Here is a 17846-nt window from a genome sequence, read left to right as displayed (position 1 = left end):
TGGAAACTCAGTCAGTGTTAGTGAAATATCCACCGCATCAATTTGCACGCGGTGAAGGAACCGGCCGTTCCGCTACGCAGCCTCAGCTTCGACACGGCCTGCGTGGCTGCCTGTCGGAGCCAGACTCCATGTTTTCCAGATGTTCCAGAGAAACACCAGCAGTCCGGAGAACATGCACAGCCCCGCCAGGGCACGCAGTACCCAGAACGGATAGGAAAAGTCGACAGACGCGTCCCAGGGTTCCAGAGCGGCCCAGGACCAGCCCTGAAAGACTCCCAGCAGAGTCAGGTCGCCGGCCATCACAAGCACACCGATCGTGCTAAGCCAGAAATGCCATTCACACGCCTTCGCGCTGTACCAGTTCCGGTTCAGCATTCTGGGGAACAGATAGGTCATCACACCCATGATCCACATCGAAAACACACCGAACATCACCAGATGAGCGTGTCCGACGACCCAGTCACTGAAGTGGATAATCTTCTGAAACGTCAGCGTCACCTGGAACGCACACTGCAGACATGTCAGGAAATAGAACACCATGCCGGTGTAGAACCAGCGAATCGGCAGGTTCGTTTTGACAGTGCTGAACGCCCCCCAGATCGTGCCGAAGAAGTTGATGACGACGGTTGTGACCACCAGTTCCACGGCGATCGTGGACACCACGGCACCGTACTGCAGAAACATGGGAATCGGCGTGTACAGAAAGTGATGGATGCCCTGCAGCGGATAGAAGAAGGCCAGACCCCAGAATCCGACCAGCGACAGACCGTGACTCCAGATGGGGCGCTTCAGCAGGATCGGAACGAAGTAGTACATCATTCCCCAGCCCAGCGGAGTCACAAACAGGCCGACCAGGTCGTGAATGAATAGTCCTCCGACAGCTCCCGCACTTGTGCCGGTCACAAAATACTGCGGCACAAAGTTGCCCATGGCGTATGTCAGAAATGTCCAGACAAACATCGCCATGAAGTACCACAGCGTGACATACAGCGGTCCCTTCATCTTTGCGATGGGCGTCATGAAGTTGATGGCCACCAGCAGAAGCCCCAGTTGAGCCACCGGGTCAATCCACACCGGAGTTTCGCCCCACTCCAGACCCTGAGCCTGGCCGATCAGCAGTCCGACGGCGGTTGCCAGGACAACGCCCTGCCAGGCAACAAAAATCGCCACGGACAGACGCCTGTCCAGAACAGGCTGCAGCGTCAGGCGAGGTACAATCCAGTGCAGAATGCCCAGAAACGCGTTCGCCAGAAATCCGTAGGCAACGGCGTTGGTATGCAGCATTCGCCAGCGTCCCGGTGAAAAGAATTCAATGCCGGCCAGCGGATTGTGACGAATCAACTGCATCGCCATCAGCAGTCCCGCAATCATGGAGATCGTCAGGAATGTCAGGGCGGCGAGAAAATACGCCTTGACCAGCGTCTCGTCGACAAGTTCCGCGTGAGACCGCAGCGATGTGCCGCCGGACTTACTGTTGTTCGCTGAAACGGTTGCTTCGCTCATATTCTGTCAGACTTCTTCAACAGTCCGCTGTGAAATTGATGAACCGAGGCCGGTGTGTCACAGGTTCCGTGCGTCGGTTCACCATCGTCAGAAGCATCGAACCCCGCTGCCGGAACGGACCGGCGGAGACTCGGCCACCACAATCCATCATTTCCATTAAGCCGGCTGATCCGTCGGGCGCGTATAGGGAACAAACGCGCCCAGGGGAGCCATCAATGCCATTGTCCATCCAAATACCAGGTGAGTTCCCAGGGCAACCCACCACGGAAGAATGCTGTTGTCTGTGATCCAGGAACCGCGGAACAGCAGCGGCTGCAACCATGCCAGAATCAGGTAGAAGTTGACGATCCAGACGACCACCGCCAGAACCGTGCCAACCGCCAGACGAGTCACCAGCGGTTTGTTCAGCGCCAGTCGGCAGATGACCCAGTGAAAGACAATGCCCAGCACCATGCCGGTTCCGATATACAGGCAGCAGCCCAGAGCCAGGATCACTCCGTCGTTAATGACGTACTGACTCTTTTCGCCGGACGTCAGACCCAGCGCCCTTTCTCCCAGCGGGAACGTCAGGTAGACGCGGATGATTTCCAGCGGGTGTTTGCCGGCGATGGGAGCGGCGATGACGTTCAGCAGCAGGCTGGCCATCGCCGCGATGCCGCCGTAGACGAAACCCACGGTGGCGTAGTATGTGGAGTAGAACTTGTCGTAGTTCCACTGGTCGGACAGCCGCGACGACGCAACCTCCGATTCCAGCGAAGCGACCTGCCGCCGCAGCGAATCCAGTTGCTGTTGTTTTTCCTGAATATCAGACGTTTCGGTCATGGCAGTTTGTTCTCGCACCTGCGATTCGTGTGGCGACATCTATTCGCGAACTCACATCACCCTCAGCCGCTGGCCTGTTTTCGTCCGGCCCGACTACTCACCTGCTTCGGAATCGGACGCATGGCCGGTATCGAACGGTTTCATCAGTCCCGCCGGAATGGCTTCTCCTTCGCGACGGCGGTTGGATACGTGCAGGACATAGGCCACCAGGTTCCAGATCGTTTCCGGCTCTTCCTGCAGCGAACTCCTGAACCCCGGCATTGGAGTTCCGTTGATTCCGTTCAGAATCCGGCGATAGATGTCGATTGGTTCCTGACCGCCGTGCAGCATTCCCGAAGTCAGGTCGGCGGCGCGCGTCGAGTAGCCCCACGAATCGCGGCCGATGTTGTCTTTGGTGTGTCCGCGTCCGTCGTCGCCGTGACACTTGCTGCAGCCCTTGCTCAGAAACGCCTTGCGCCCTTCGGTCACACGGTCGGGAGTCAGCTGTGGCTGAGGAGTCAGCGGCTGTGTCAGATCGGCTTCCGCCTCATTCCAGCGGCGCACCACGTCTTCCACGAATTCCGGTACGTATTCCGGATCCAGTTCCTCCGAAACGTCTGCTTCCATCGCCAACTGAAGTTCCAGTTCTCCGCGCTGAGACAGCACCATCACATAGTCGACAACGGCTTCGATGTCTTCCTTCGGCAGGATGCTGAATGACGGCATCGACGTGCCGGTGATTCCCCGGCGCAGAGTGCTCACCAGGTCCTCGCGACGAGGCTTGCCGCCGTATTGCGTGGACGTGAACTTGAAAATGCCCTTTGTGTAGTCGCGGGGACGCGGATACAGAAGATCAGCGGCCGGTCCGTCGCCGGCACCGGAGACTCCGTGACACTGCACGCACCGACGCATGTAGACCGCCTGGCCGTGTTCCAGATGCAGAGTGAAGGCCAGCGGCGCATCGGGTTTGCTGACGAGTTTCGGGTTAACGGCACTTCCCGAATGCTCATGCACGACATCATTCACGGCCTGCTGCAGTTGTTCGGGCAGAGCCTGCACTTCCCTGCCTGACGCCCACTGCAACGGCTCCGCCCGCTCGCATCCGACGACTGCCAGAGCCGCCATGGCTGCCACCGCGAACCGTGTGTCAACGGCACTGCGTACAATCATCCGGAATCCTGAAAGCATTGGTTCTCACACCGGAAAACAGGGAGAAGGTCGAGAATCTCATGACCTGAAGAACGGACATGCGTTTTTCAGGCCGGTGCCCGCAACGAGCGACCGTGTCGCACGCACCGTGGCTGCACGGTGCGGCCGGGCTGAACGGCGTCAGCAAACGTCGCTACTTTGCGGGAAAGCGATCGGAGCCGTACTTCAGCGTGACCTCTTCGGTCTTGCCGGCCGCGACGTCCACTTTCAGGCCTTTTTCAAGCACATCACCGCGTTCGTGCCAGACACGAAATTCGTGCTTTCCGGGCGGAAGGCCGTCGATCTGGAACTTGCCGTTTTCGTCGGTCACCGCCATGAACGGGTGATCCAGCACCAGGTGATACGACGACATCCACGCGTGAATGTCACACTTCACATTGAAGGGTTCCGCTTCGGCAAGCCGGTACTCGATTTCCACTCCATCCTGCTCATTCGGTTTGATCAGCAGGTTCGTCGACTGATTGCGTTTTGGCACGGTGTGCAGATTGTGCTGAATCGCATCGCTGCTCTTGACCAGCACCTTCTGGCCCGCCTGAATGGTCATCGCGTGCGGAACGAAAGCACAACCCTTCTGGTCGATGACCACAGGCTCTTTTGGAGCTTCACCCTTGTAGCCCTTTGGCGCGCGGCGGAGATACACGAAGACGTTTGCGATTCCCTTGTTTTCCCCCACAACAAGCGACTCGTCCGCGACCGGTTCCGCAGAACAAACTTCCGCGTCCTTGACGGCAGCCCCGGCTGCCACCAGCGGCGGCAGTTCCACAACGTTGCCGTCAAACAGAATGACTCCGGAAAACGACCCCGTATCCGCCGCCAGCGCGCCGCCGACGCCAGTGCCGGCCAGAATTATGGATGCCGCACCCGCCATTACCCAGAATCGGCAAATTACTCGCTGCGCAGACCTCATAGCTGATGTCATCACTCTTGCACACTCCGTGTTGAAAACGTGTTTCCCGGTTCCTTCGGAAAACGAACCGAGCCACATGGTTGGGAAACTGACCGTGTCATGAATGTTGTGCCTGAACGGAAGCAGGCGGTGTGCCAAAGAGTTGTCGCGAGAAAGCAGCGCCACGGGCTTTCTTCAGACCTGGAAAGAACTTCCCCGCAACGCAACAGGGAACCCCTCAGAAACGCCAACCGGCACATTCGCTTCAGTTGCGTTAGTCGGAACTTCCACAAATGGCACTGTGCCGAACAATGCCGATCGACCGGATGAAGATCGAAGTGACGTGCGAGTCCGCACGGTGTGTGCCATAAGTGTGCGTGACTGCGCGTATGGATCGGGCTTTTGAGCATGCCGTGTCCGGATCGAGGCACACTGATCGAGTCGCTGCACACATTTTCATCAGGTCTTTCCCTCTTGGACGTCGACGATCGCCGCACACGCGGTTCGGCGTGAGGGACAGTGGTGACGTGTCGCTGCACTCGAAACGATGTCGCTCGTTCGACGGTCAATCACAGCCAGTTGTCAGACTCGCACCGGCGGTGAGATGACCGAGGCGTGCCGCACGGTTGCCTCGCTGCGGGCTCGGATCAGCCGGAATGGTTGCACATGGCACGAAGTGCTGCGGACGTTTGGCATGCCGGTGCGACGGAATCGGAATTTCTGCGGAGCCTGTCTGAAACGCCGCCGTTCCGGCTACGATGGCAGCCAGTTTCCATCGTGAACGGCGACAGTTCTGCAGTGTGCCCCTGACTTCATCAAGGCGATGCGATGCGACCATTGGCACGACTCCTTCATCCGGCTGCGTTTTTGTGTGCGCATCTTCCACATGCCGGCGCGGCGCTGTTTGCGATCGTGCTGATGACCGCTCGGCCGTTATCGGCGGAGCCACCGGAACCGGTGCGTGTCAGCGACGACGGAACTCACTTCGTCCGCGGCAGTGCCGGCGAACGCTTTGTGGTGTGGGGCGTCAACTACGATCACGATCATTCCGGCCGGTTGCTTGATGAGTATTGGGTTGACGAATGGGAGACCGTTGTCGAGGACTTCCGCGAGATCAAAGAACTGGGAGCGAACTGTGTGCGGGTCCATCTGCAGTTCGGCAAGTTTATGGACTCACCTCAGCAGCCGAACCGCGCGGCGCTGGCTCAGCTTGCGAAGCTGGTGACGCTGGCCGAACAAACCGGGCTGTATCTGGATATCACCGGGCTGGCGTGTTACCACCGGAAGAACATTCCCGAATGGTACGACGACTTGTCCGAGGAAGATCGCTGGACGGCTCAGGCCAGGTTCTGGGAATCGGTGGCGGAGGTCTGCAAATCAAGTCCCGCCATTTTCTGTTACGACCTGATGAATGAACCGATTCTTCCCGGAGAACCGTCAACAGACTGGCTCACCGGAGAGCTGGCAGGCAAGTTCTTCGTGCAGCGGCTGTCGCTCGATCTGAATGGTCGCTCGCGGGAAGAGGTCGCGGAAAAGTGGGTGAATCTGATGGTCGATGCGATCCGTCGGCACGACGAACGGCACATGGTCACCGTCGGTGTGATCCCGTGGGTGTTTGTGTTCGGCGGCGGGAAGCCACTGTTCCATTCGCCGAGCGTCGGCAGGCGACTCGACTTTGTCGCGGTCCACTTCTATCCCAAATCCGGTGAGATCGAAAAGGCCCTGACCGCTCTGAAGGCGTACGAAACAGGGAAGCCGGTTTTGATTGAGGAAATGTTTCCGCTGAAATGCAGCATCGACGAACTGGCGGAGTTCATCGACCAGTCGTCGACGCACGTGGACGGCTGGATCAGCTTTTATTGGGGAGCCACCGCGAGCGAATTGACGTCGAAACCGAACGCCTCACTGGGCGAAGCGATTACCGCGAAGTGGTTGGAGAAATTCGCGGAACTGGCGACGCCGAAACAAGTCGCTTGAGCGGCGAGTGAAAATTCAGCCACAGCCACAGATTTCACAGATTTTCACAGATGACGTGGACGTGGTGCGCTGTTCCTGGCCGGAATTGATCTGTGTGAATCTGTGAAATCTGTGGTCAGTTCACAACGATGGGAGCGGCGGGTGCGCAGTCGCCGGGTTCCCGCCACCCGCCTGCGCGGGTGCAGGCTTCGCGGGAATGACGGGGCGGGCGCGGGAATGACGGGGTGGCGGCGGTGGCGGGGGAATCACGATGGTCGCGTCGGGACGCGGTCGAGGATTACGATCAGGAATGTGGCGATCGGGCCGAGCAGCACGGACAGCAGGAACCAGACCAGGCCGCTGCGGTTCTTGCCCTGAGCCAGTCCGGCGTTGATGAGTGCCAGCGTTCCCCAGCCGATAGTTACCGTTGGTTGATGCATAAAGGTGGTCCTCATCGCTGACGGTGGCGCAATCGCGGCCGGGTGGCGGACACGTTTTTCCGATCAGTCGTCCAGGCCCCATTTTCCATCCCACCGCACGAAGCCTTCGATGGCTTCGTATTCGGCGAGTCCCAGCGCGTCGTACCGTTCGGCGGTATGAGCGTTGCGTGCTTCGGCTCGCTGCCAGAATTCCCTCATGTCCGGACCGGGAAACAGAGCTCGGTCCTTTTGTGATTCGTGTTTGAAAATTGCCTGACGCTTGCGGCTGACTTCCAGCGGGCTGAGCGGCACGGCCATTTCAATCTGATACACGGGCCATTCCTGCCACGCTCCCCGATACAGCCAGACTTCTGAGTCCCGGAACCAGCTATCGTTGCGGCACAGGTCGCACGCCAGAATGATGGCTTTCAGACAGGTGCGATGAGTGCCGTGCGGGTCCGACAAGTCACCGGCCGCATAGATCTGATGTGGCTGCAGATCTCTCAGAAGTTCGACGATGATGGCGATATCTTTGTCGCCCAGCGGCTTTTTCTTAACGCGTCCGGTTTCGTAGAAGGGCATGTCCAGGAAGTGCAGTTTCTCATTGGGGATGCCGCAGCAGCGAGCACCCGCTCGCGCTTCGCCGCGGCGGATGATGGCTTTGATTTTCTGCACGACGTCGCTGTCCACCTGGCCCGGTTTCTTGTTCTTCAGGAACTCATCGACGTGAGATTCCAGGTCGGTAATCTCACGTGAGTTGACGTTAAATTCCGAACAGAACTCCGCGGCAAATTCGGCAAAGCGGATGGCGTCATCGTCGAAGACAGCGATGTTGCCGGACGTCTGATAGGCGATATGAATGTCGTGCCCCTGCTTCGCCAGCCGGATCAGCGTGCCGCCCATGGAGATGACGTCGTCGTCCGGGTGAGGGGAAAAGCACAGGATGCGTTTGGGAAAGATGTGGTCAAAGCGTCCGGGCCGGTCTCCGGGACGCTTCGCATCCTGCGGCTTTCCGCCGGGCCAGCCGATGATCGTTCCCTGCAGATGGCGAAAGACTTCGAGGTTGATCTCGTACGCCGAACCGTATTCGACCAGCAGATCCTGCAGCCCTTCTTCGTTGTAGTCGGAATCGGTCAGCTTCAGGATGGCCTTGTTCATTTTTTCGGCCAGCCAGATCACGGCTCGTCGAACCAGAGCGGGTTCCCACTGAACGGTGCCCACCAGCCACGGAAACAGAGTCCGCGTCAGCCCCGCGGCGGCGGCCTGGTCCAGCAGCATCTCGACATTTTCGTGCCGCTGCAGGTACGTCGCGGGAACGGCGGGGCTTGGGTCGCCTTCAACCGTGCGAGCAACGATGGGCGCCTTGTTTTCGCCGAACGCAAGGATGAAGATTTTTCGAGCGTGCAGAATCGTTCCCACACCCATCGTGATGGCTTTGCGAGGAACGTTTTCGGCCCCGAAGAAATCGCTGGCCGCGTCGATCCGCGTGACGGTATCCAGCGTGATCATTCGAGTGCGCGAAGTTTCATCGGATCCCGGTTCGTTGAAGCCGATGTGTCCGGTGCGGCCGATCCCCAGCAATTGAATGTCGATTCCCCCGGCGTCGGCGATTGCCTGTTCGTACTGCTGGCAGTATTCCGCGACTCTTTCGGCAGGCACGGTACCGTCCGGGATGTGGACGTTTTCCTTCGGGATATCGATGGCATCGAACAGATGTTCGTTCATGAACCGCACGTAGCTCTGCAGTTCATCGGGCTGCATCGGATAGTATTCGTCTAGATTGAACGTGATCACGTTGCGGAACGAAAGACCGTCGTGGCGATGCATGCGGACCAGTTCGTCATAGATGCCCGTGGGCGTCGAACCGGTGGCGAGTCCCAGGACGCAGTTCTTTCCCTCAGCGGCCCGGCTGCGAATCAGATCGGACATGGCATTCGCCACATGCCGAGCTGCCTCGGACGCGTTTGTGAACACTTCGCATTTCAGATGCTCCAGCTTTCCGATGTCCTGATTGACAGCCATTGACTCAGCGTTTCCTGCAAGAAGTGGGGATGAGCGAGCGGGGATTCTATCGATTCGCGCGCGGTTTTCGATCGATGCCCGGCGGCTTCGTTGCTGTACGGCTGACGGCATTCCTGGGAAGATGCCGTCCGGCCCGCGTCCGTCTGTCTGGTCGGCGTGGCGTGGGCGAGTGGCCGAAGAAGCCGAAACTCACTGATTCGAAGGCGGAGTTCAAAATGCCCTCCGGCTGGCTCTGGAAACCCGTTGCTGCCGTCGTTGCCGGCGTCGCGATCATGCTGGCGGCGGGATTGTCGGCTGTTCCCGCGTGGTCCGGCGCGTTCGTCGCGATGATCGCCGGAGCCGCGGTTGCTGTGGGAAGCCTCGTGCTGCTGCGCAAGCTTCCTGAAGACAACCTGCCCGAATCCGAAGCCGCGCAACTCGATCGGCAGCGAACCGAATTCGAACAGTTGCGGCTGCGAGTCGCCGGGCAGTTGGAAGAAGAAACGGCTCGACTGGAAATACGGCAGCGCGAGCTGGCGGATCGGTTCGTGAGATTCCACGAATTCCTGGAATACCCGGACGTGACTCAGGACGCGCATCTGAGCCACGACACCGTCGCTCGGCTGTCGGAGCAGGATCGTCAGGTGCAGCGAATTCTGGAAGCGGAGGCTCAGCGAGTCTACGAGAAGATTCGCGCGAACGGCTACTGGGTCGCCGAGCGAATCGACAACGATGCGATCCGCAATGAAGTCTTCGATCTGATTCAGCGTGTCGCGCGAGTCTACAATCCGGGCAGCCGGAATCCGCTGCTGGAAACCAGCTTCGAACAGCTCGCGCGAGCCGCCAGTCGGGTCTGTCTGCACGTGCTGGTTGTGCTGGAACAGCTTCCGCTGGACGTTCAACAGTACAACATCAATTCGCTGTACAGCTACGTTCGCCGGGCGATTACCAGCTATGGAGCGTATCAGAAGGCGTCACCGTGGCTGTCGTATCTCAGCCGCGGAGCGTACCTGGGACGCTTCGCCGCCGGCGCCAATCCGCTGACCGTCGGCGCGTGGTGGCTGGCGACGGAACTGGGAAAACGCGGAGCCGCGAAGTTCGTCGAAAACGTCGTCGATCGTCAGGCCATCGCCGTGCTGCACGACGTGGTGACGGTTTTGGGTGTGGAAGTTTCCAACGTCTACGGTCCGGGTCATCGCCAGCGAGATCCCGCGTGGGTGCTGGGCTCGGAGATCGCCGAACTCACTCAGCGATTTCCGCTGTCCCGCGAATCTCTGAAGGAAGCTCTGCGGCTGGTGACGTCGCTGCCGCTTCGAAGCGAATACGACCGCATCTATCTGTATCGCTGCCTGGCCGAACACCGCGCCGCCGGACTGCGCATCAATGATCCCGCCATGCTGACTCGCGAACAGCGCGAACAGATCGCAAAGCAACTGGAACACTTCTTCACGCACTACATTCACGGTGCAACCGAAAGAGACACCGCGAAGTGGAAGGCGGACGTCGAGCACCGGCTGGACCTGCGGTTGTCTCTTGCGAACGACCGACCAAAACAGGCCGGCACCGATCCGATTCGAGGCAGCGTCGAATCGATCCATGCGTTTCTGACATCGGTGACCGCAGTTTCGGCACAGCAGGCGGAGAAGCTGATCGAACAAACGGCGCTGGTGCGCAGGCTGCCGCCGGAACAGCGGGCGTCGCTGTTTCAGTCACTGACGCGCGACGGTGGCGGTGCCGGGGACGGAATACGGTTTGAACCTCCGGATCTGGATCCTGCCGACGAGTTGACCGAACTGTTTCTGAACGACCTGGTTGCCGGCGTCGTTGCTACGGACCAGTTGACTCCCATGGTCGAATCGGTGCTGCTGGAAACCGGAGCGTACTTTCGCCGCACGGCCGTCGACATGCAGGCGACCATTGATTCGGCCAGCGTCGCTCGCTTCCGGCAGCGCTGTGCGCCCGCGGCGCCGCTGGCGGACGTTGCCGGTCACGCGGCTCGAACGGTCCTGAACCACATGCAGCCGGGCGAAACGATCACCGGGTTCTACACAGCCATCGACGTTATCGAGTGCGAAGGTTCCGATTCGCTGACCGACATCTTTCTGGTCTGCCTGGCGGACAGCAAAGCAGGCACTCGCCGCGCGATGCTGCTGCAGTCGGACGCAGCGGAACCTGTGGTCTGGTCGTCCGATGATTCGGTCCGTGTCGCTCGAAAAGATGGTTATCTGATTGACGATTGCGCGGTTTCCGGCGGGCTGTGGAGTTCGGCGCTGACTTCGCCTGGAGTCGGCTTTGTGGTTTCCGGTATCTTTCGAGGCGGCGGGTACGAAAAATGGTTCGCACCGCTGATCGCGTTAAACCCGAGCGAAGAGACGTAGGAACCGTGTCCCCGCTGCCGCGTGACAACTCGAAACCCGGGACTTCGTGGCGTTTTCGAAGGCCGTGCGAAGCGACGTCCGGCCGGCGAATCGGATTCCATCGACAAGCAGTTCTGGCCGGGATCGCTGCGGTTCTGTTCCTGATGCCGACGCGCCTTTTCGCGCAGACGCCGCAGGCTCAATCGAACGATGCGCCGGTCCCCGAACTGTCCCACATGCTGGAAGAAATCACGGCGGTCATCGGAACGGAAGAACGGACGCTGTCCGGACGACTGCTGGCCACCGACACGGCCGGCACGCATCTGTTTGAAGAACGCAACGCGACGCTGCACCAGATTCCGTCCGACGCGGTTCGGCGCAGAGAAACGCGGAATGAACCGTTTCGCTATCTCAGCTCCGAAGACCTATCCGCCGAATTGCTGAAACAGCTTCCGGGCGGCTTCGAAGTGACCTCCGCCGGGCCATTCCTGGTGTGTTCCAACGGGTCATCCGAGTACGCGATGTATGTGGGAGAACTGCTGGAACGGGTTGCGGCCGAGTACTTCGAATTCTGGAAGGAGTCCCCCGTCAGCGTTTCCGCTCCGGCCGTTTCGCTGCCGGTGATCGTTTTTCGCACGCCGCAGCAATACCTGGAATTCGCACACGGTCAGCATCCTGACATCGAATTCACCGACGTGCCGGGGTACTACTCCATTCGATTCAACCAGATGCTGCTTCCGGAGGGTATTCCGCAGGACGCTTCGTCGAATCGCCGTTCGCTGCTGCAGTACCTGCGGAATCAAACGCGTATGGTTGAGACGATCGTTCATGAAGGCGTGCATCAACTGGCGTTCAATACGGGCCTGCAGGTGCGCTACGCCGATAATCCGCTGTGGATGGTTGAAGGTCTGGCGGTGTACTTCGAAGGCGTCAGCAACCGGGGCACATTGTTGTGGAGCGGTCCGGGGCTGCCCAGCCGCACGCGTCTGCCGGCATTCACAACGGCCGCCGAACGCGGGACGCCGGCGCTGCCTCTGGACGACCTGATTTCGTCAAACGCGCCGTTTCAGACATCGGACCGGGTTGCCGAAGCCTATGCCGAAGGCTGGGCGCTGACGTTCTATCTGGTTCGGCGAAACCGGGAAGCGTTTGATCGGCTGACGATGTCGGTGCAGCAGCGAAAGCCGGTCGTCAGCGTCAGCGGTGATGCGTGGCGAAAGGAATTCGCCGACGCCGTTCAGCAACCGCCGGAGGAACTGGAGGCCGAACTGATTCGATACATGGCTCGCATCCGTCCGCCCCGATGAAGTCTCGCTGCGCACCGACCGGCGTCGAGTGCGACGTGGCACCGGTGCGTCGCGGAACATCGTCGTCCGCCATCACCGATTCTCAGCGATCATCGGCAGTCAGCGAAGTGGAGACGCCGAAGCGGACGGAGTCGATATCGTCCTCGGAAATCTCATCGTCGTCGTGGAATTCCCGCCGGTGATATTCCACCTGTTCACCCGGCGTGTTGTTGCGAACTTCCTTGTCGCAGAGCTGATAGTCGCCGACTTCCGAGCGTTTGAAGAACATTCGAAACCACAACATCTGTTCAACATTGGGCTGCGGCGAATGCAGATGGATGTGGATTCCGTCTTCGTACCATTCGTAAAGCATTCCGAAAAAGCCGCTGGGAATGTACTTCACGGACGCCAGGTCGACTCCGATTGAGCGAAATCCGTTAATGGCGATCAGTTCGGTCAGCACTTCGCGAAGCAGAGCCAGGTCGGCTCCGTCCCAGATTTCGATGCAGTCCAGTCCGACTGTTGCCGTCTCTCCGTCCGTTTGGATGTTGAGTCGCTGACGTTTCTTTTGGTTCATAGCGGAGGTGCCGTTCCTGCAACGAGTGACAAACGCGTGTCTGTGTTGAGGGGGTCCTTCGAGGTGAGGATGGGAAACGTAAGTTGCAAAGGTCGCACCGGAACAGGACGAACCAGGCCACGAAATCTAATTGTCGCAGCAAACGGCTTTGCAGACAGGACTTACGGAAGCCGTCAGGCACTCAACGTCAATCCGGCACGGAAGTGTGCGTCGGTTTTTCGCATCAATTTGCACTAGCGAGGATGCCGAAATGCAACACTTTGCCATGCCGCGACTGCCGCCGTGTTCACGGTTCTGAACAGCACACACCGGGGAAAGCAGGGTTCCGGGCTGTGAATGCCGCCGATCAGCGCATCGCTGCTCAGGCAGCTTTCTTCTGCTGCTGTGGCTGCTGCTGCTTCTTCGACGACTGATTGCTGTCGTCGGACGCGGCGTCGGCGGATTTCGGCGTTCTGAGCAGGACCGGCTCCATCGATGCCGGCTGATGGCGGGCCACCAGCGTCAGCACTGCCGGCAACGGAATCAGGGCCACCGCCATGCAGCAGGCCACGCCGATCGAAAGAACTGCCCCGACGCTGAATAATCCGTGGTGCCCGGATACCAGCAGGCTGCTGAATCCCACGATTGATGTCAGCGACGTAAACAGGACTCCGCTTAGCGTGTCCGCTGACGGCACGTATGATTCCGCCGCAGCGGCGACCTGCCGGCGGCAGTCATGAACCATGTGAATGCCGTTGTCGACGCCAATGCCCAGAACCAGCGGCAGCACGATCAGGTTCAGCGGATTAAAGTGGAACCCGGCCAGCGCCATGATTCCCAGCAGGATGATTCCGCCGGCCAGCGGCGGCAGCAGTGCCAGCAGTGTGTCCCGCAGGTTGCGGATATCCAGCACCGCCGCGACGAATCCCACCATACCCAGGTACAGAATCACCAGCAGGTCGACGTTCACTTCTCCCGCTCGGCGGAACATCGTGTATCCGATCAAACCCACGATCACCATCGGCGGAACCAGCGTCAGCAGTTTCTGACCCGGACGCAGAAAATCGAGCAACAGGAACAGGGAAATGATGCCCAGCGAATACAAAGCGATCGCCTTGTAGGACCGGTGCAACTGAGTCACGGATTCGTAGTTCTGCACCGGGACTCCCGTGACGTCGGCCTTGACGGTTCGAAGGTCGCGAACGAAAGCCGCCAGTTCCACATCGTTCCAGATGTCTTCCCTGGGATAGACCTTCAGCAGCCACGCTTCCTGATCGTTGTCGGCTCGCAGATAGCGATGCCGCCACTCCGCCGGAAGGTCGGCCATGCCCACGGGAGCCAGCTCTGACGCGCGGGCGGCCTGGTCAAATTCCTTCAGCAGCGACGCGGCCATCAGGTTCTGGTACGCCTCCAGAAACGCCGCCTGTCGGGCGGGTTTCAGTTCCGCGAAGCTGTCCAGGAAATGATCCAGCAGAGCCGCCGCGGTCCTGGCTTCCGACGTCGACGACCGCTTCAGTTCCTTCAGCAGGACTTCCATCTGTCGGCCGACACTTCCGGGACTCAGCGCAGCGAAGTCCGGATAGCTCTGCGGCAGGTTGCGCAGCTTTTCGTTCAGGCTGCGAATCAACTGCTGATTCGCCGCGGAAGGCGGATCCGGCAGGCGGCTGGCCAGCTCACCGACTCGCCGGACCGACGGCAGTGCCGCGAACTGCTGTCCCAGTTGCAGAGCTTCGTCGCGGGAATGAGCGACGGCGACCGCGTACAGCAGAGATTCGTCGGCGGCGTCTGTCAGCGTCTTTTCGGCCTGAACACTGGGCATCGTCGCGTCGTGCAGGCGCAGCAGGTTTGCGTCGTAGCCAACGCGGCAGGCCAGAGTCTGATTGTTCAGATAAAACGCCTGGCTGCTGATTCCGCCGATTGCCAGCACGGAAACTCCGATCACGACCAGCGGAAAGCCGGCCACCGCGGCTCGAAACCAGCGAGCATTCAGCGGCTGCGGCAGTTCATCAATTTCGACTTCCGCGTCCGACAGCGAAATCAGAGCCGGCAGGAACGTGAAGGTTGTGAATGCGCAGATCAGGATTCCGCCACCGGCGATGATTCCCAGTTCGGCAAGGCCCGGAAAACCGGTCAGCGCCGCGCTTCCGAACGCCAGCGCCGTCGTCAGCGCGGACGTCAGAATTCCCGGACCAACGGATTCCGCAGTCAGTTCCAGAGCTTCCTGCAGTTCGTAAAGTTCCTGGCGAAGGTGCAGATACCGCGACAGGAAATGGATTCCGAAATCGACGCCGAGCCCGATCAGAATCGCCGCAAAACAGATGCTCAGTATGTTGAGGTGACCGATGGCCAGTGTCGCCAGGGCAAACGTCCAGCACAGTGCCACGACCACCGTCAGCAGCAGCAACAGCGGGTGGCGAGCCGTTCGGAAGCCGAATGTCAGCAGCAGCCCGACGCAAACGAACGCGATCACTGCGGCCTTCAGCATGTCGCGGCCCGATCTGGCCAGTTCGTCATGCTCCAACACGGGAACTCCGGTCAGCGACAGTTTCAGGTCGGGACTGGACGGCTGATATTCGGCGACAATTTCCTGAATGTGGTTTCTAAGCTGCCGAATGGAATGTTCGTTGGCGTTGAATTCCGAATCGCTGGCGACCGGCTGCACATGCAGCAGTCCGACCGTGCGTTCCGGATTCATCAGATAGGCGACTTCCGCGTCTTCGGCCGTGGCTTCGATGTCCACTCCGATGATCTGCGGCCAGGGTGACTGGAAGGAAGCGGTGTCCAGTTGCCGGCCGTTCGGATCTCGCTGCAGCAGCGCTAGGAATCGGTCCAGGCTGATGGCGAACCGTTCGGCCGACGCGTACGCGGAATTCGACGATGGATCGACTCCGGACTGCGTCTGAAGCTCCTGCGCCAGGCTCGCCGCGTGCTGGTCGACGCGAATGCGGTCCCACTGCTTCTGAGCAATGACTGGTGCGTAGCGGTCGACGGTTCGAATCGCGGATGTCAGTTCCGCTTCCGACAGGAACTGCAGCCCCTTTCGACGCAGCGTTCGCTGATCAATGCGATACAGCACGTTGGAAAACACGTCCGGTTCGCGCTGAAGCCGTTCGCCCAGGTCAGTCAGCACCTGTTGCAGAAGCTGTGGATTCGGGCTGCCGGTCTGAGCGACGACGACGAAGTCCGAATCGGAACCAAACACCTCGGAATATTCCGTCCATGCCCGGGAAAATTCGGTGTCGGGATCAATCAGGTCGGCGCGGCTGGTTCGCAGCCTGAGTTCCAGCACCGTGAGGCCGACCGCAGCGCAGGCCGGAATCATCACCATCCACAGGGACAGTCGCGGTCGCCGGGCGACAAAGCCCACCACGCTTCGAAGAAGCCTTCGCAGCAGGCCGGTCCGTTGATCTGTTTTCGCTGACACTGAAATGACCGTCCATGGTCAAACCGTAACGACCCGCCGGTCGCGGCGGAGAGCCCGCTTATCAGAGTAATCGTCACCAGCCGGATAACTGCTGCAGCCGAATCCCGGTTGCCGCGCAAAGTTGGTCCAAGTCCGGCGAACACCCGGGCCCGGCGGACTTCCGCAGCTACGGTCGTGCATCTGTCCAGCGCCGGGAAAACCCGCACTCACGGCCGCCACAGCCGGCTTGAAGGAATTCCAGGGGAATTGTCGCAAATTCGGTTTTTTTCACGTCCGCCTGATCGGGCAGATCCGATTCAAACAGAAGGCGGGTCAGAAAAACCCGCACAGTGCACTCAGCAAAAATACCAGGAACGCCGGGAATCGTGACCGTAGCCTGGTTCTCTATGTCCTTTCTTCCCGGTTGGTTCACAAGCAGGAATGGCACCCATGATTGGCACCCGAATTTGCAAAGATGTTCTGTCGAATTATTTCCCTGGCCGGAAGACGCGCCGCCGTGCTGTGATGTCGGTCGCTCCACAGCAACTGGAGTCAAGGCAACTGCTTTCGGTCGGCGGCCTTGGGCAGCCACCGTCCGTCGAGATTGATTACTACGACGCATTCATCATTCGCGGCTACCTCCGGAATGATTCCAACCTGGCATTTGACTACATCAAGGTTGTGGAACAGCAGAGAAACGCAGGGCCGTCCACCTATTCCTTCACGGATGTCAACGCCGATGGCCTGTTTGTCATCATGATCTTTGACAACCTGGCGCCCGGTGAAACGAAAGATTTTTCCTTTACCCCAATTGAGTTTGGGTTTGATTCAAGCATGTCGATGGTTCAGCAGGTCGGCGAGACGGTCTCCATCACACTGGTGGGAGTAGATACAAACACCGCGCCGCGATTTGACTGGATCGGAACCGATTCGGAACTGATTAAGGGGCGCGTGATCGACCCTGATCCGCTGGATGTGATTCAGATTCAATACCGCGGAGCAGATTCCACAACCTGGCTGACCACCAGTGAAGGACTTTCCGCGATCGGCACCTTCGCGTTCAGTCCCTATGACGTGGTGCCGTGGAATACCTCCGGAACGGTTGTCGTCCGAGCCACCGATGGCCGCAAGTTTACCGCGGAGGTAGCGCTGGAAATGCACATGCCGGACAACCCGTTCATGACTCCCGGACCCGGCGGTGGCGGCACCGGAACCGGCACCGGCACCGGAACCGGGACAGGAACTGGTACCGGGGGGACCATGGCCAGTGTCGTCGACGCCGACAGCAGCGATGCTGGAACGACCGTTGTGACGTCGCCCTCGGAGGAGCCGTCCGACAAGCTGACCGTCACCGGGACTCAATCAACCGCGCCGAGCACGATGGCGGCATCCGTCAATGCGGATTCGCTGTTCACACCGGATGACGACCTGCTGTTCTTCGACCAGTTCTTCTCACAGTTCGTTTAGCC

12 protein-coding genes are annotated in these 17846 nt (G+C 59.6%); 4 read left to right on the top strand and 8 right to left on the bottom strand.

Translation table 11 applies throughout. From position 1 onward, the window contains the following. Positions 1–72: 72 nt before the first annotated feature. From R3C19_10630 to R3C19_10615, 4 genes are all read right to left on the bottom strand, one after another. Positions 73–1503: a cbb3-type cytochrome c oxidase subunit I gene (locus tag R3C19_10630; protein ID MEZ6060809.1), complete on the bottom strand. Its 1431-nt coding sequence runs from the start codon at positions 1501–1503 to the stop codon at positions 73–75. Between the two features lie 156 nt (positions 1504–1659). Beyond that, positions 1660–2325, bottom strand: coding sequence for a hypothetical protein (locus tag R3C19_10625; protein MEZ6060808.1), 666 nt, complete (start codon positions 2323–2325; stop codon positions 1660–1662). Positions 2326–2418: 93 nt separating this feature from the next. Next, on the bottom strand, positions 2419–3474 hold the full coding sequence (locus R3C19_10620; GenBank protein MEZ6060807.1) for a c-type cytochrome: 1056 nt from the start codon (positions 3472–3474) through the stop codon (positions 2419–2421). 172 nt (positions 3475–3646) lie between these two features. Further along, positions 3647–4435, bottom strand: a complete 789-nt coding sequence (locus R3C19_10615) for a carboxypeptidase regulatory-like domain-containing protein (protein ID MEZ6060806.1) — start codon at positions 4433–4435, stop codon at positions 3647–3649. Between the two features lie 792 nt (positions 4436–5227). Between R3C19_10615 and R3C19_10610 the strand changes: the two genes are divergently transcribed. Beyond that, positions 5228–6376, top strand: a complete 1149-nt coding sequence (locus R3C19_10610) for a cellulase family glycosylhydrolase (protein ID MEZ6060805.1) — start codon at positions 5228–5230, stop codon at positions 6374–6376. A 245-nt stretch (positions 6377–6621) separates the two neighbouring features. On the opposite strand, the gene R3C19_10605 is transcribed toward R3C19_10610, so the two are convergent. Together R3C19_10605 and nagB are read right to left on the bottom strand one after the other, a co-directional pair. After that, the gene (locus R3C19_10605) at positions 6622–6795 is read right to left on the bottom strand and encodes a hypothetical protein (protein MEZ6060804.1); all 174 of its coding nucleotides are present in this window, start codon (positions 6793–6795) and stop codon (positions 6622–6624) included. Between the two features lie 63 nt (positions 6796–6858). Then, entirely contained in the window at positions 6859–8796 is a 1938-nt protein-coding gene (gene nagB, locus R3C19_10600) for a glucosamine-6-phosphate deaminase (protein ID MEZ6060803.1), read from the bottom strand. Positions 8797–9011: 215 nt separating this feature from the next. Between nagB and R3C19_10595 the strand changes: the two genes are divergently transcribed. Both R3C19_10595 and R3C19_10590 read left to right on the top strand, forming a co-directional pair. Next, the gene (locus tag R3C19_10595; GenBank protein MEZ6060802.1) at positions 9012–11153 is read left to right on the top strand and encodes a hypothetical protein; all 2142 of its coding nucleotides are present in this window, start codon (positions 9012–9014) and stop codon (positions 11151–11153) included. 143 nt (positions 11154–11296) lie between these two features. Then, positions 11297–12439: a DUF1570 domain-containing protein gene (locus tag R3C19_10590; protein ID MEZ6060801.1), complete on the top strand. Its 1143-nt coding sequence runs from the start codon at positions 11297–11299 to the stop codon at positions 12437–12439. 82 nt (positions 12440–12521) lie between these two features. Here R3C19_10590 and R3C19_10585 read toward each other — a convergent pair whose 3' ends face one another. Further along, positions 12522–12995, bottom strand: coding sequence for a hypothetical protein (locus R3C19_10585; protein ID MEZ6060800.1), 474 nt, complete (start codon positions 12993–12995; stop codon positions 12522–12524). A 361-nt stretch (positions 12996–13356) separates the two neighbouring features. Next, entirely contained in the window at positions 13357–16398 is a 3042-nt protein-coding gene (locus tag R3C19_10580; protein MEZ6060799.1) for an MMPL family transporter, read from the bottom strand. Between the two features lie 429 nt (positions 16399–16827). Here R3C19_10580 and R3C19_10575 point away from each other — a divergent pair, with 429 nt between their 5' ends. After that, positions 16828–17844: a hypothetical protein gene (locus tag R3C19_10575; protein MEZ6060798.1), complete on the top strand. Its 1017-nt coding sequence runs from the start codon at positions 16828–16830 to the stop codon at positions 17842–17844. Positions 17845–17846 lie beyond the last annotated feature (2 nt).

Source organism: Planctomycetaceae bacterium (assembly GCA_041398785.1).
Lineage (GTDB): Bacteria > Planctomycetota > Planctomycetia > Planctomycetales > Planctomycetaceae > JAWKUA01.
This window is presented reverse-complemented; position numbering and strand designations above follow the sequence as displayed.

What these genes read in the sequence shown, in the direction of transcription:
- R3C19_10630 (MEZ6060809.1), bottom strand. Translation starts at nt 1,503, where the DNA reads ATGAGCGAAGCAACCGTTTCAGCGAACAACAGTAAGTCCGGCGGCACA.
- R3C19_10625 (MEZ6060808.1), bottom strand. Translation starts at nt 2,325, where the DNA reads ATGACCGAAACGTCTGATATTCAGGAAAAACAACAGCAACTGGATTCG.
- R3C19_10620 (MEZ6060807.1), bottom strand. Translation starts at nt 3,474, where the DNA reads ATGATTGTACGCAGTGCCGTTGACACACGGTTCGCGGTGGCAGCCATG.
- R3C19_10610 (MEZ6060805.1), top strand. Translation starts at nt 5,228, where the DNA reads ATGCGACCATTGGCACGACTCCTTCATCCGGCTGCGTTTTTGTGTGCG.
- R3C19_10605 (MEZ6060804.1), bottom strand. Translation starts at nt 6,795, where the DNA reads ATGCATCAACCAACGGTAACTATCGGCTGGGGAACGCTGGCACTCATC.
- nagB (MEZ6060803.1), bottom strand. Translation starts at nt 8,796, where the DNA reads ATGGCTGTCAATCAGGACATCGGAAAGCTGGAGCATCTGAAATGCGAA.
- R3C19_10595 (MEZ6060802.1), top strand. Translation starts at nt 9,012, where the DNA reads ATGCCCTCCGGCTGGCTCTGGAAACCCGTTGCTGCCGTCGTTGCCGGC.
- R3C19_10590 (MEZ6060801.1), top strand. Translation starts at nt 11,297, where the DNA reads ATGCCGACGCGCCTTTTCGCGCAGACGCCGCAGGCTCAATCGAACGAT.
- R3C19_10585 (MEZ6060800.1), bottom strand. Translation starts at nt 12,995, where the DNA reads ATGAACCAAAAGAAACGTCAGCGACTCAACATCCAAACGGACGGAGAG.
- R3C19_10575 (MEZ6060798.1), top strand. Translation starts at nt 16,828, where the DNA reads ATGATTGGCACCCGAATTTGCAAAGATGTTCTGTCGAATTATTTCCCT.